13 protein-coding genes, 1 tRNA gene and 2 pseudogenes are annotated in these 12,764 nt (G+C 51.6%); 7 read left to right on the forward strand and 9 right to left on the reverse strand.

Translation table 11 applies throughout. The annotated features are described in order from the left end of the window. The 3 genes and pseudogenes from IM314_RS13470 to IM314_RS13480 form a co-directional block, all read right to left on the reverse strand. Nucleotides 1-136: pseudogene (locus IM314_RS13470) on the reverse strand (IS481 family transposase); the annotation flags it as partial. Between the two features lie 159 nt (nt 137-295). Next, complete coding sequence (gene yicI, locus IM314_RS13475; RefSeq protein WP_193359107.1) at nt 296-2,614, reverse strand: alpha-xylosidase; 2,319 nt, start codon at nt 2,612-2,614, stop codon at nt 296-298. Between the two features lie 12 nt (nt 2,615-2,626). After that, entirely contained in the window at nt 2,627-4,018 is a 1,392-nt protein-coding gene (locus IM314_RS13480; RefSeq protein WP_045630227.1) for a glycoside-pentoside-hexuronide family transporter, read from the reverse strand. A 289-nt stretch (nt 4,019-4,307) separates the two neighbouring features. Between IM314_RS13480 and IM314_RS13485 the strand changes: the two genes are divergently transcribed. From IM314_RS13485 to IM314_RS13495, 3 genes are all read left to right on the forward strand, one after another. Further along, nucleotides 4,308-4,402: transfer RNA gene (locus IM314_RS13485), tRNA-Sec, on the forward strand. Nucleotides 4,403-4,527: 125 nt separating this feature from the next. Further along, complete coding sequence (locus IM314_RS13490) at nt 4,528-5,406, forward strand: retron St85 family effector protein (protein WP_193359106.1); 879 nt, start codon at nt 4,528-4,530, stop codon at nt 5,404-5,406. A gap of 317 nt (nt 5,407-5,723) precedes the next feature. Further along, nucleotides 5,724-6,635 carry a retron St85 family RNA-directed DNA polymerase gene (locus IM314_RS13495; protein ID WP_072050494.1) on the forward strand — a complete coding sequence of 304 codons (912 nt, stop codon included), beginning with the start codon at nt 5,724-5,726 and terminating at the stop codon, nt 6,633-6,635. A 40-nt stretch (nt 6,636-6,675) separates the two neighbouring features. Here the strand turns inward: IM314_RS13495 and IM314_RS13500 are convergent, their stop codons facing one another. Further along, nucleotides 6,676-6,867 (reverse strand): toxin-antitoxin system HicB family antitoxin, encoded by a 192-nt coding sequence (locus IM314_RS13500; protein ID WP_045631216.1) that lies wholly within the window; start codon nt 6,865-6,867, stop codon nt 6,676-6,678. Nucleotides 6,868-6,992: 125 nt separating this feature from the next. On the opposite strand from IM314_RS13500, the gene IM314_RS13505 reads away from it, so the two are divergent. Then, entirely contained in the window at nt 6,993-7,334 is a 342-nt protein-coding gene (locus IM314_RS13505) for a SymE family type I addiction module toxin (protein WP_045631215.1), read from the forward strand. Between the two features lie 59 nt (nt 7,335-7,393). Further along, nucleotides 7,394-8,437 (forward strand): virulence RhuM family protein, encoded by a 1,044-nt coding sequence (locus tag IM314_RS13510; protein ID WP_045631214.1) that lies wholly within the window; start codon nt 7,394-7,396, stop codon nt 8,435-8,437. 76 nt (nt 8,438-8,513) lie between these two features. On the opposite strand, the gene IM314_RS13515 is transcribed toward IM314_RS13510, so the two are convergent. The 5 genes and pseudogenes from IM314_RS13515 to IM314_RS13535 all read right to left on the reverse strand — a co-directional run bounded on the left by IM314_RS13515 (nt 8,514) and on the right by IM314_RS13535 (nt 11,393). Continuing rightward, nucleotides 8,514-8,801 carry a hypothetical protein gene (locus IM314_RS13515; protein WP_045631213.1) on the reverse strand — a complete coding sequence of 96 codons (288 nt, stop codon included), beginning with the start codon at nt 8,799-8,801 and terminating at the stop codon, nt 8,514-8,516. Further along, nucleotides 8,798-9,862: a hypothetical protein gene (locus IM314_RS13520; protein WP_045631212.1), complete on the reverse strand. Its 1,065-nt coding sequence runs from the start codon at nt 9,860-9,862 to the stop codon at nt 8,798-8,800. Before IM314_RS13520 ends, IM314_RS13515 begins: the two co-directional genes overlap by 4 nt. A gap of 304 nt (nt 9,863-10,166) precedes the next feature. Next, nucleotides 10,167-10,610: an acetyltransferase gene (locus IM314_RS13525; protein WP_193359105.1), complete on the reverse strand. Its 444-nt coding sequence runs from the start codon at nt 10,608-10,610 to the stop codon at nt 10,167-10,169. A 31-nt stretch (nt 10,611-10,641) separates the two neighbouring features. Continuing rightward, nucleotides 10,642-10,755, reverse strand: a pseudogene (locus IM314_RS13530) (class I SAM-dependent methyltransferase); the annotation flags it as partial. A 113-nt stretch (nt 10,756-10,868) separates the two neighbouring features. Further along, nucleotides 10,869-11,393, reverse strand: coding sequence for a lipocalin family protein (locus IM314_RS13535; protein WP_193359104.1), 525 nt, complete (start codon nt 11,391-11,393; stop codon nt 10,869-10,871). 117 nt (nt 11,394-11,510) lie between these two features. Between IM314_RS13535 and IM314_RS13540 the strand changes: the two genes are divergently transcribed. After that, a complete protein-coding gene (locus IM314_RS13540) occupies nt 11,511-12,236 on the forward strand; it encodes a MerR family transcriptional regulator (protein ID WP_028014996.1) in 726 nt (241 codons plus the stop codon). A gap of 99 nt (nt 12,237-12,335) precedes the next feature. Next, nucleotides 12,336-12,746: a hydroxyisourate hydrolase gene (gene uraH, locus IM314_RS13545; RefSeq protein ID WP_060571984.1), complete on the forward strand. Its 411-nt coding sequence runs from the start codon at nt 12,336-12,338 to the stop codon at nt 12,744-12,746. Nucleotides 12,747-12,764: the final 18 nt, after the last annotated feature.

Consider the following 12,764-nt stretch of genomic DNA (forward strand, 5'->3'; position numbering starts at 1 on the left):
TGTAGGCGGTGGCAGGAGAAATGCCGAACTGACGGCAGAGGGAACGGATGTTCGCCCCGTCCTGCGAGGCGAACAAAACAAACTCGGTACGTAATGACATGGTATCTCTCGCATCCCAGGGCATAAGCGACTCCATAGACGGGTTCTTATGCCTCAGTTGTAAGTGTCTACCATGTCCCCGAACAAGTGTTCACTATGTCCCCGGACTGTACATGGGAGAGGGTCAGGGTGAGGGCATCAGAGCGCATAATTACCTTAGGCCCGGTAAGCGAAGCGCCACCGGGCATTTTCCACCTCAGAGCTGAACCACCACCTCATCCCTCTCCGCTTTCACCACCACACCCCACTCGCTGCCCGCGTGCGAGCCGCCTTTCACGCCACTCACCTTCTGCACGTTGCGCAAGCACACCGACCAGTTTTGCGCGTCACCCGCGCCGGTAAAGGTCACGATGTCGCCCTGACGCGATGCCTTCAGCGTAAATGCCACAGACCCGTCCGCCGCAGGCACTTCGCTCACCGCCGCTGCGCCATCCTCCAGGTTAAACAGCTGGAAGGCCATCCCCGCGTTCCACGCGTAGTCCGGCTTCTGGTTATTGTTGCCCAGCGCCAGCAGCGTATTGTCGCGCACGTAGACCGGCAGGCTCATAAAATCGTGCTGCTGCTTATGCCAGCGGCTGCCATGGATTTCGTCGTTGTGCCACAGGTGGGTCCAGCGGCCTTCCGGCAGGTAGAACTGCACGTCGCCCGCCTCGGAGAACACCGGAGCGACCATCAGGGCATCCCCCAGCATGTATTGACGGTCGAGGTAATCACACGCCGGATCGTCCGGGAACTCCAGCATCATCGCGCGCAGCATCGGCGTGCCGAACTCGCGGGCCAGCGCCGCCTGACGGTACAGGTACGGCATCAGCTGACATTTCAGCTGCGTGAAGTGACGCACCACGTCGCAGGACTCATCATCGTACGCCCACGGCACGCGGTAGGATTTGCTGCCGTGCAGACGGCTGTGGCTGGAGAACAGCCCGAACGCGCACCAGCGTTTATAGACGTGCGCCGGAGCGGTGTTTTCGAACCCGCCGATATCGTGGCTCCAGAACCCGAAGCCGGACAGGCCAATCGACAGCCCACCGCGCAGGCTTTCCGCCATCGACTCGTAGTTGGCGTAGCAGTCGCCGCCCCAGTGTACCGGGAACTGTTGCGCCCCGACGGACGCCGAGCGAGCAAACAGCACCGCCTCCTCTTCGCCGGCGGTCTCTTTCAGCACGTTCCACACCAGTTCGTTATAAATGTAGGCGTAGTGGTTGTGCATCTTCTGCGGATCGGACCCGTCGAACCACTGCACGTCCATCGGGATACGCTCGCCGAAGTCGGTCTTGAAGCAGTCAACGCCGATATCCACCAGGCCTTTAAGCTTGTCGGCATACCACCGGCATGCGTCCGGATTGGTGAAGTCGTAAATCGCCAGCCCCGGCTGCCATTTGTCCCACTGCCACAGAGAGCCGTCCGGGCGCTTGAGCAGGTAGCCCTTCTCTTTCAGCTCACGGAAAATCGGGGATTTCTGGCCGATATACGGGTTGATCCACACGCAGACCTTCAGCCCTTTCTCCTTCAGGCGGCGGATCATCCCCTCAGGGTCCGGGAAGGTCACCGGGTCCCACTCAAAATCACACCACTGGAAGGCCTTCATCCAGAAGCAGTCGAAGTGGAAGACGTGCAGCGGCAGGTCGCGTTCGGCCATGCCGTCGATAAAGCTGTTAACCGTCGCTTCGTCGTAGTTAGTGGTGAACGAGGTGGTGAGCCACAGGCCGAACGACCATGCAGGCGGCAGCGCCGGACGCCCGGTGAAGCGGGTATAGCGGTTCAGCACTTCTTTCGGCGTCGGGCCGTCGATCACAAAGTACTCGAGATACTCCCCTTCCACGCTGAACTGCACTTTGGAGACTTTTTCGGAGCCGACTTCAAACGAGACGTTCTCGGGGTGATTCACCAGCACGCCGTAGCCGCGGTTGGTCAGGTAGAACGGGATATTTTTGTAGGACTGCTCGGTGCTGGTGCCGCCGTCGCGGTTCCAGGTTTCGACCGTCTGGCCGTTGCGCACCAGCGCGGTGAAGCGCTCGCCCAGGCCGTAGACCGTTTCCCCCACGCCCAGATCCAGACGCTCAAAAACGTAATTACGGTCGGCGTTACTGTCCTGCACGTAGCCGTTGTTTTTCAGCTGGCTGCCGGTAATGCGCTGCCCGTTGCGCAGGAAATCCAGCGCCCAGAACTCGCCTTTGGTGACGCGCACGCTGACGCTGCCGCTTTTCAGCTCGGCAAATTCGGCGTTGTTTTCAATCTCGACCTTCACGTCTTTCAGAACGTTCAGCGGATAGTGCGGGCCGTTGTTCAGCGCGCCCTGGAAGTGCTCGATGCGCACCCCGACAATCCCTTCCTGCGGGGAAAACAGACGCACCGTGAACATCAACGTGTCGAGCTGCCAGGTGCGCTCACGCACGTCGCGCGGCGCAACATACACCACCAGGTCATTGCCCTGCTGCTCCACGTCGAACACCTGAACCGGACAGGTCACGTTCAGGCCCGGTTGAATAAGCCAGTTTCCATCACTGATTTTCATGCTTTCGTCCTCTTAGTTCTGCAATTCTTTGCTGACCGGCAGGTTTTCAAAATCCTGCTGATTGCGGCGCGCGCCCTGCGCCAGCTCGCCCAGGATTTTGGTCAGGAAGGGGGTTTTCAGCGTGTAGTAGCGTTTGGCGATAATGGCGCTCAGCACGTAGCAGATCGCCGGCGCCAGCGTAAACAGGCCGATAATGATACTGATGGTCGCGCTGTTCTGGGTTTTGGCCGCCGCGTCGTAGCCGCCGCCTGCCAGCATCCAGCCGATCATCGCCCCGCCCAGCGCCAGGCCGAGCTTCAGCACGAACAGCGTGCCCGCGAAGCTGATGCCGGTCAGGCGTTTGCCGTTGGTCCATTCGCCGTAGTCGACGGTATCGGACATCATTACCCACTGGATTGGCGTCACCAGTTGGTGCAGCACGCCGATAACGAAGATAAAGACGAACATCAGCACGGGGGCATGCATCGGTACGAAGAACATCGCCACGCTGACCACCGCCAGCGCGGCGTTGGTCCACCAGAAGATGCTGACCTTGCACTTCCAGTCGGTGAGCGGTTTCGCCAGCGCGGAGCCGATCAGGTTGCCGACGCAGTAGGTGGTGAGGAATGCGACGAACACCTCCGGCGATCCCATGATCCAGGTGCAGTAGTACATCATCGCGCCGCCGCGCACGCAGACGGCGAGGATATTGAGGATGGTGAGCACGCCCACGATGCGCCACTGGTCGTTTTGCCAGATATCACGCAGATCTTCACGCATGGAGGTCGTGCTCGGCGGTACCTGGATGCGCTCTTTGGTGGTGAAGAAGCAGAACGCCAGCATCAGGAACGCAACCACCGACAGCACGGCGATCCCGCCCTGGAAGCCGAACGCCTTATCGTCGCCGCCGATCAGGTTCACCAGCGGCATCATCAGCACCGTGGAGAGCATGCCGCCCGCCGTCGCCAGCACGAAGCGCCAGGACTGAAGGGAGATACGCTGCGTCGGGTCACTGGTGATTACCCCGCCAAGCGCGCAGTACGGGATGTTGACCACGGTATAGAGCAGGGTCAGCAGCGTGTAGGTGATAGCGGCGTAAATCATTTTGCCGTTGAGGCTGAGGTCCGGTGTGGTGTAGGCCAGCACGCAGACGATGCCGAACGGGATGGCACCGAACAAAATCCACGGGCGGAACTTGCCCCAGCGGCTGCGGGTGCGGTCGGCGATCAGCCCCATGCACGGGTCAGAGATTGCATCCAGCGCGCGCGCCAGCAGGAACATGGTGCCGACAAACCCGGCGGGAATGCCGAAAATATCGGTGTAGAAAAACATCATGTACAACATGACGTTATCAAAAATGATGTGGCTGGCGGCGTCACCCATGCCGTAGCCAATCTTCTCTTTTACTGACAATACTTCGCTCATCTTTTTTATCCTTCACGCTGTAGGGGGCGCTGAGACCGGTTGCATTGGTTTTAAACCATTGTTTCAACGGCGGGTATTGCGTTTTCTGGTTAGCAGATTACGTTTCTTGTTTTTTGTGATCGCGATAAATGTTGGAGAGCACAAAAGGCTAACCTGAGGATTTTCTTAGGAATTAGCTGAAACAGGGGGGTACAGGTCAAAAGAGAGGTGAAAAAAGTGGTGTGGGGTATGTGGTAAATGCCTGAAAGTAGCTATAATGCGCCCCGCCTCCATGTAGCAATCGAGGCGCGGAAGATCGTCATCTCCGGTGAGGTGGCTGGACTTCAAATCCAGTTGGGGGCGCCAGCGTTCCCGGGCAGGTTCGACTCCTGTGATCTTCCGCCAAAATTGAATCAGTGCTTTTTGGCATTTCATCTTATTTAATCCCTGTTTTCACTAATAGGAAATATACACAAGCTTTTTTTTATGGCAGAATAAATTTATTGGCTGATTACATGAAGACGAAAAAAATGTCCGTACACATGCCTATAAATATAGAATCATTTTTAGATCAAGATTTAAGAAAATATATTGACTCCATCATAAACATTATTACAAATGGTATTAATGACACAAAAAAAGTTATCTTTATCTGTGGGAAAGATAAATCAGACAAAGAAAGTTTTCGCTTTAAAATATCTCAATTACTAGAACAAAAAACTAATTATCAGCTGGCATATCCCGAAGATCTTTTTGAAGATCTATTGGAGGGGCAAGCAAGCAACAGCTTATTATCTTTAGAACAACAATTAGCTGAAGCAGTAGATTTAATAATCCTTATCCCAGAAAGCCCTGGTTCTTTCGCAGAACTTGGCGCTTTTTCAACGCAAAAAGAATTAGCAGAAAAAATGCTCGTATTGCGGCCTAAAAAATATAAAAGCGATAAGAGCTTCATTAACCATGGACCGATCAGACTTGTCAGATCTTATAAAGGAAAAATATTAGATATACAAAGTAAATTTGATAATCAAAAAATAGAGCATACATCTTCGATATTGAAGACTGTAAAAAAAATGATCCCATCAGGAAGAAAATCTAAGTCAATAAATAATATCCTGTTGTATCAAAACCATATATTATTATTAATCTATCTTTTCGATAGCTTATCTATGAATGCTATCCATAAACTTATGGCATTAATACTTTCCAAAAGAAAACTAACCAATCAAGAGGTCATTGGATGTAAAGCTGCCATACATTCACTTACAAGATCTTTATTTATCGAGAAGATTGGTGATGAATTCTCAATTACTAGCCGTGGTTTTTTGGACATACAAAATAAATATTATGCATTAAATGAAATAAGTAGCTTAAGAGTTAGCATAATGAATAAACAATTGTCTCCTTAGGGGTAGACATTCATTTCTGTTTATAGAATAATGACTAAGCTAACTCCTAAGCGGGAACTAATCATATGCGCAAGGCCTTAAATGCGGTGTGACGTTCCAGAGGATAGAGAAGCATTACCTCTAGTCCTACAATTTAGCTGTAACATGGTAATGCGATCGATTCGCCAAACCCACCCCCAGTGGTTTTGGCGCCTCGTGCGCATTACGAGCCAATCAGGGCTTAAAAACCCTGTGCGCCAGGGTTTTTAAGCCCTGCCTGGCTCTCCTTAGCCGTTAGGAGTTAGCACCATTTACGCTTTATTAATTTGGAGCTTACTTTGGCCAAACACTCACAAAGCTTATATACTCAAAGGTTACTTTCCTTACCAATCTTACAAAGCATTGAAGATCTTTCCGTTAAGACACGACTGCCACATGCATTGCTTTCGCAATATTTAACCGATAACTCTCGATACTATTGTCATATCAAGGTACCAAAAAAAACTGGTGGTTATAGGCCAATTGATAGCCCAAATCGACAGTTAAAAGCTTTGCAACGATGGATATTGCGTAATATTCTAGAAAAACTGCAATCATCACCATATGCCACTGGTTTTATATCAGGCATATCATTAAAACAAAACGTACAGCCGCATACCGGAAATCAATATATCCTAAAGTTGGATATAAAAGATTTTTTCCCTAGCATTAAAGCCAGCTATGTTTACTCTATTTTTAGAGCTGCTGGTTACTCCAAGAAAATAGCTTTCCATTTAACATCTATATGTACTTTAAACGGCTATCTACCACAAGGTGCCCCCTCTTCTCCTTGCTTATCAAATCTTGTTTCTTTGAGGATGGATCAGCGAATTGGGAAATATTGTGATAGACATGCGCTTACCTATACCAGATATGCAGATGATATATCGATATCAGGCAATAAACTTAGTGTTATAAAAAAAGCCTGGACCGTTGTTAAGTTAATCATTAGTGAGGAGGGTTACTCAATAAACAAAAATAAAGAAATGCTTTCTGGGCCGCGCTCCCGAAGAGAAATAACTGGAATTATAGCAACCCCTAAATTGGGCATCGGTCAGAACAGTTATAACTCTTATAGAAATAAAATATTCCATCTTTCTAAGAAAGGTGATCCTAATAGCAAAGAAATTATTCTTGGCATCTTAGCATTTATTAAAAGCGTTGATCTAGAAAGGCATGATAAGCTATTAAAATACTATAAAAAGTTGTAATTAATATTAAGCTTAATACTTTTCAAAATTTTATCTTATTTTATCCTTTTGGAGTTACTCCCTTTTGCCTCAGAGCCTCCCTCGCTAGCTCTTTTAACCAGCTGGCGAGACTCACCCCTTCTTCAGCCGCCACAGCATCCAACTGTTCCTTCAATGCCGGATCAATACGCATCTTAAACTGCGGAGATTGCCCACCGCCTTTTGGTTTTTTTTCGCGCGATATGATTGACATGAGGCCACCTATCCATCTACTCTGGCACATATAGGAGGCCACCTAAACCTCCTGTACTTGCAACGCCCCGATGTGCGGGAACACAACCGGAGCGTCTAACCTCACCAACTATCAAGGAGTTGATTATGGCTGATTCGCATTCTACCCCAGACACCGACCAATCCGGAACCGAGCGTTCGTTAATTGTGGGATATCGCCCGAATGTTTTCGACAAATCCACGCCCAATATCATCCTCTCCGGCAAGTGGCTTCGCGCGGCAGGGTTTGATACCGGGCAGCAGGTCACGGTAAAGGTGATGAAAGGGTGCATCGTTCTGGTGGCGTATAACGAGCAGGAGCAGAGGTTGCAGGATGATTATAAACGGACGAAAGCAAAGCTCGTTGAGATAGAGAATGCGCTTGCAGCGATTAAAATTCAGCATTCTGGAAAGCGCCTCGCAAAATCAAATACAAACCACCTGGCTTAGCGGCTGTATCTGGCATACAACACGCTGGTAAGGTTAATCACTTGAAAAAGGGAGGCGACATGGCAGATAAAGACGTAATCCAATCTCCGGCAGGTGAATTTGTTATGTTTGCCAGTGAGGATGGAACAGTTCGCATCACATGTCGCTTTGAACATGAAACGCTTTGGCTGTCGCAAGCAGTAATAGCGGCTCTTTATCAGGTCACTCCTCAAGCCATTACTCAGCATATCAAAGCCATTTACGAAGAGGGTGAGCTTGAACAAAAAGCAACTTGTAAGGCTTACTTACAAGTTCAGCAAGAAGGTCAGCGCAAGGTCAATCGCAACACACTTCACTATAGCTTGCCCGTGATTCTCGCCATCGGCTATCGCGTACGCTCAGCGCGAGGTACACAGTTCCGCCAGTGGGCCACCCAAACGCTGCAGGAATACCTGGTTAAAGGCTTCGTTATGGACGACGAGCGGCTGAAAAACCCGCCTGTCGGATCGTCCGCCGTACCTGACTATTTCGATGAAATGCTGGAACGCATTCGCGATATACGGGCCAGCGAACGCCGGGTCTACCTCCGCGTGAGGGAAATTTTCGCATTAGCCGCCGATTATCAGCCATCGCTCAAAGAAACTACGCAATTCTTCCAGACCATCCAGAATAAACTGCATTTTGCCTGCACGGGCCTCACCGCCGCTGAGTTGATTCACCAACGCGCTGACGCTACTCAACCGCATATGGGGCTGACCAGCTATAAAGGCGAAGAAGTCCGTAAAAGCGATGTCACTACTTCAAAAAATTATCTGTCTCAGGATGAGGTGAGCAAGCTTAATCGCGTCGTGAATATGTGGCTCGATTTTGCCGAAGATCAGGCCAAACGCCGCAAGCAGGTATTTTTACGAGACTGGCAAACCAAACTCGATCAGTTTCTGCAATTTAACGACCGGGATGTTTTAGAAGGAGCAGGCAAAATCAGCAAGAAAGCGGCGGATGAAAAGGCGTGCTCAGAATACATTGAGTTTGAAAAAACGCAGCGCCTGCTGAAAGAAGCCGAAGGAGAGAAAGATATCATCGGCTTAGTAAAATGGGATAAACAGGCTAAGCGCGACGATTAACTCCGTTCAACTGCCGGTGGGCAGCAGGACTGGGCTGATATTCAGCCCTGTCACAGTAATTTTCAGCGAAAACTTTTCAAATATTACGCTCTGAGATCTCTGCTTTTATTAAGCTGTATAGCTCATCTGATAACTCATTAAGAGTATTGTTTTCAGCTCGCAGCATTTTGCCGTTATTTTGCAATATTAAGTCATTAAAGGAACCAGCCCCTCCGAAAATAGACCTGATGGCTAACACGGTCTGGTCATAATCAGAATCAAGGTGCTCACGATAATAAGTAAGTCTTTTTGACCAAACACTCTCATCACAAGAGACAAGTAATTCAATGATTTTATTAAGTAACGCATGTAAATCTGATTTCATTTCAATCCCCCAAAATTAACCGTCTCCACGCCTGGAATATTCCAGGGCGCAGGGATTACGACTTGCTCAGTACCTCCAGAGAAAATATCAGACTGGTAACCCACCTCTCCGACATATACCTTCGATCCTGCAGGAATTTTTATCTCATAAAAACTATCGATCACAGATTCAGAACCGTCAGGCCATTTTGGTAACACAGCCTTATCGACACGCGTTTGTAGTACTCCTAAAGGTCGTTCATAACTGAAAAATCGACCCAACTCAGTGCCGCTTTGACCACCTCTGAAAAATGTGGTGTCCTGTGACAATGTTATTTCCTTGTAAGCTCCACCTGAGAACGTTTCGGCAAAGCGCTCACTTAATGGTCCGGGCTTTATCATCGAGTATTCACCCTCGACTTTTCCAAGAACATGGAGATTGTTAAGCTCATTCACCGTACCCAGTCTGCCAAGGCCAAGACCCGCAGCAACAGAAGCGCCAGCAATGATCAGCCCTTTATTGTCCATAACCTGATTGTAACCCGCTGGCGCATCGCCACCGAGCTGCTGCGCGGTCTGATGGAATCCCTCGATATTGCCATTATAGATCCCGCCCGCGGCCAACAACCGACCTGCAGCTTTGCTGTTGATGGTTTTTGCAGCCTGAGCATGTTGCGCAGGTGCCGCCGGGCGGACGTGATACCCTGGGCGTTTCAGCTGCCGGGACAGGAGATGGCTGAGCCGGGTATGAAGGAACAGGGGCAGATCATTGCGAAGGTCACCGGATGTCGTCAGCACTCCCGAAATAGCATGCCCGGTTATGTCTTTTCTCAGCAGAACGAGCTTCCCGGATTTGATGTCGGCAAGAGTGTCACGGTATGCCATCCACGGCTGCTGCCAATGAAACGGTTGATAGCGGCTGACAAACCGGATGTAGCCCTGCGGTAAATTCCACTCCTGGATGATGCGGTTGGGCAGTGCAGTTTCTGCGAGATCTCCCGCCGCAGTGTCCGGGTGGATAATGTGAGGAATGTCCTCAAGGTAGATGTCGTCCAGTGACATTGCCTGGCTGTGATGAAGCATGGTGTCCCTTTTGCGCTGTCGTTATGCGCCCAATTATTGCGCATTCCAGACAACAGGCAAAGTCCCCTAATGCCCATGGTTCATTGACTACATATCTGATGCTGGCTCCGCCAGCCCCTGGGTTCTGTCCGATCGGAGACTAACCAAAAAAGTCCGCTACGAGCGAGGAGCTGAAATTCGCAGTTACTCTTACAGTCGGTGAAGAAATTGCCAACATTACCGTGTATTAATCAACGGGGTCAGGGTCAATGAAGGCATTACTAACATCATGGTGTGTTAAGCAATGGGGAGCAGGTCAAGGGTATTAAACCTGCCCACCCATCCTCATATGCAACAACGGAAACGGATTCCCCTGCCCGTCCAGCTCCGAGCGTCCGACCTGCTCAAACCCCATATGGCGATAAAACGCGACGCCCTGCGGGTTCTGTTCATTCACATCCACCTCGTTCGCACCGAACTCTGCAATAGCGTATTGCAGCAGTAGTTTCCCGACGCCCTTCCCGCGGCTCGCGTCGTCAACAAACAACATTTCAATGCGGTTTTCATCCACGCCCAAAAAGCCGTGAATAACGCCTGCGTCATCGCGAGCAATCACGACCTTGAGGTTAGGCAGATAGGCGTTGAGCAATAACGGGCGCAGCGCCGCAATATCGCTTTCTTGTAAAAAGTGATGGGTGGCGCGAACGGAAGATTCCCAGATCGCGACCAGACGTTCAAAGTGTCTGGGGAGTGCGGTTTCTATTTTCATGGGGGGATCATGATTAGAAAACCGAACTATTTCAATCCACTCTTTGCGATCTGTTCCCCATCACCCCATCCCTCGGTACCACCACGGTGACGTTTTCCATCGGCACGCCTGCCGCAAGGTGAATATCCTGTAGCTGCTGTAACGCTCCCCGCCGGGATGGCAGCTCCGCTCGCCGGTTCATGCCGTCTTTCTCCGTTGGGCTTTTAACGGAAGTCTATCCAGGCGAGCCAGTAATGCCCCTGGAAGAAAGCACGATTTTTACTGCTTCACCCATACCAGCTGATCAACCCGGAAGCCCAGACTGCGCGCGGTTTTCAGGTAATCCTGCTTTACCGCATCCGGGATGGTCGGCGTGCGTGACAGGATCCACAGATAGTCGCGGTTCGGGCCGCTCACCAGCGCGTACTGGTACTTATCGTCCAGCCTGATCACGTTATACCCGCCGTAGAACGGGCCGAAGAACGATACCTTCAGCGCGGCGGTGGTCGGCTCGCCGGTAAAGTAGGCTTTGCCCTCGCTCTCGTTCCACTTGTTCTTCACCGGATCAAAACCCCGGTTAAGCACGCTGATGCCGCCGTCGCTGCGCTCGCCGTAGGTCGCCGTCACCTGTTCCAGACCGCGTTCAAAGCGGTTTTCCAGACGGGCGACTTCGTACCATTTGCCGAGATAGCGGCTGGCGTCAAAGTGGGTAATAGGCTGCACGCCTTTCGGCGGCGTGGGGGATTTACAGGCGACCAGCGTCAGGGCAATCGCAACACCGGTCACAACAGGCCATAGCTTCATGAGAATTCCTTTCATTTGCACGGTTGGAAGTTAAGTGTAGTGCACCGTTTCGGCGCTTCATCCCGTTCGGGAAAATTCGTAGTATATTGAGAGTATTCCTCCACCCTGGACACGGACATGGCTTACTCCATCGGCGAATTCGCCAGACTCAGCGGCATCACCGCCACCACCCTGCGGGCGTGGCAGCGTCGCTACGGTTTACTCAAGCCACAGCGCACGGAAGGCGGCCACCGCCAGTACAGCGATGAGGACGTCCAGCAGGCGCTCAAAATCCTCGACTGGGTAAAAAAAGGCGTCCCGATCGGCCAGGTCAAACCGCTGCTGGAGCGCCCGACGCCGGGGCGGACCAACAACTGGCAAACGCTGCAGCAGAGCATGCTGCAACGCCTGCAGGACGGCAAAGTCGAGTCCCTGCGCCAGATGATTTACGACGCCGGACGCGAGTACCCAAGGCCGGAACTGGTCGCGAACGTACTGCGTCCGCTGCGCAGCCAGGTCTCGGCTAACGTCGCCGCCGCCATGACCCTGCGCGCGATCCTCGACGGCATCATCATCGCCTACACCTCGTTTTGCCTCGAAGGCGATAAAAAAGCGCCGGGCGACAATATTCTGCTCAGCGGCTGGCACCTGAACGACCCGTGCGAGATCTGGCTCGAAGCCCTAACGCGCACCGGGCAGGGCCACCGCATCGACATTCTGCCAGTTCCGCCAGACGCGCTGGCACCGGAGATTTTCCCGGAGCGGAAATGGCTGCTGGTCACCAGCGGCAAGCTCACCGCCGGGCGAAAAAAGCAGGTGGAGCAGTGGCAGCAGCAGGTATCGCTTGAAGTGATTATCCTCTGATAATTTTCTCCTGCGGGAATCTTCACGAAAAGTTGAATATTTTCCCGCGCCGCAGATGCTAACGTTTTCCTGTGACGAATAACTCAACAGGAAAACACCATGAAAAAAACTGCCCCTCTGCTGATCCTGGCCTCGATGGCCTTCGCCCCTGCCGCCTTTAGCGCCCCTGCCGGCACGCTAAGCGTCCACATTCTTGACCAGCAAACCGGAATGCCGCCATCAGACGTTACCGTTACGCTGGAGAAGCAGCAGCAGGACAAATGGACTCAGGTTGCCAGCGGCAAAACCGACCACGATGGCCGTATCAAATCGCTCTATCCGCTGGACCAGGACATGCAGCCTGGCGTGTATAAAGTGACCTTTAAAACCGCAGAGTACTTCCACGGCAAAAAGCTGGACACCTTCTTCCCGGAGATCCCGGTGCTGTTTACCGTGACCCGCACCAACGAAAAGCTGCACATCCCGCTTCTGCTTAGCCAGTACGGCTACTCGACCTACAAGGGCAGTTAAGAGGCATTGATTTTAAAG

This window comes from Enterobacter cloacae complex sp. P42RS (assembly GCF_014930595.1).
GTDB classification, from domain to species: Bacteria; Pseudomonadota; Gammaproteobacteria; order Enterobacterales; family Enterobacteriaceae; genus Enterobacter; species Enterobacter bugandensis.

Coding starts and splice junctions, on each gene's coding strand:
- IM314_RS13535 (WP_193359104.1), bottom strand. CDS start 11,393: ATGAAGCTATGGCCTGTTGTGACCGGTGTTGCGATTGCCCTGACGCTG.
- uraH (WP_060571984.1), top strand. CDS start 12,336: ATGAAAAAAACTGCCCCTCTGCTGATCCTGGCCTCGATGGCCTTCGCC.
- IM314_RS13515 (WP_045631213.1), bottom strand. CDS start 8,801: ATGAAATCAGATTTACATGCGTTACTTAATAAAATCATTGAATTACTT.
- IM314_RS13510 (WP_045631214.1), top strand. CDS start 7,394: ATGGCAGATAAAGACGTAATCCAATCTCCGGCAGGTGAATTTGTTATG.
- IM314_RS13540 (WP_028014996.1), top strand. CDS start 11,511: ATGGCTTACTCCATCGGCGAATTCGCCAGACTCAGCGGCATCACCGCC.
- IM314_RS13505 (WP_045631215.1), top strand. CDS start 6,993: ATGGCTGATTCGCATTCTACCCCAGACACCGACCAATCCGGAACCGAG.
- IM314_RS13490 (WP_193359106.1), top strand. CDS start 4,528: ATGTCCGTACACATGCCTATAAATATAGAATCATTTTTAGATCAAGAT.
- IM314_RS13525 (WP_193359105.1), bottom strand. CDS start 10,610: ATGAAAATAGAAACCGCACTCCCCAGACACTTTGAACGTCTGGTCGCG.
- IM314_RS13480 (WP_045630227.1), bottom strand. CDS start 4,018: ATGAGCGAAGTATTGTCAGTAAAAGAGAAGATTGGCTACGGCATGGGT.
- IM314_RS13500 (WP_045631216.1), bottom strand. CDS start 6,867: ATGTCAATCATATCGCGCGAAAAAAAACCAAAAGGCGGTGGGCAATCT.
- yicI (WP_193359107.1), bottom strand. CDS start 2,614: ATGAAAATCAGTGATGGAAACTGGCTTATTCAACCGGGCCTGAACGTG.
- IM314_RS13520 (WP_045631212.1), bottom strand. CDS start 9,862: ATGCTTCATCACAGCCAGGCAATGTCACTGGACGACATCTACCTTGAG.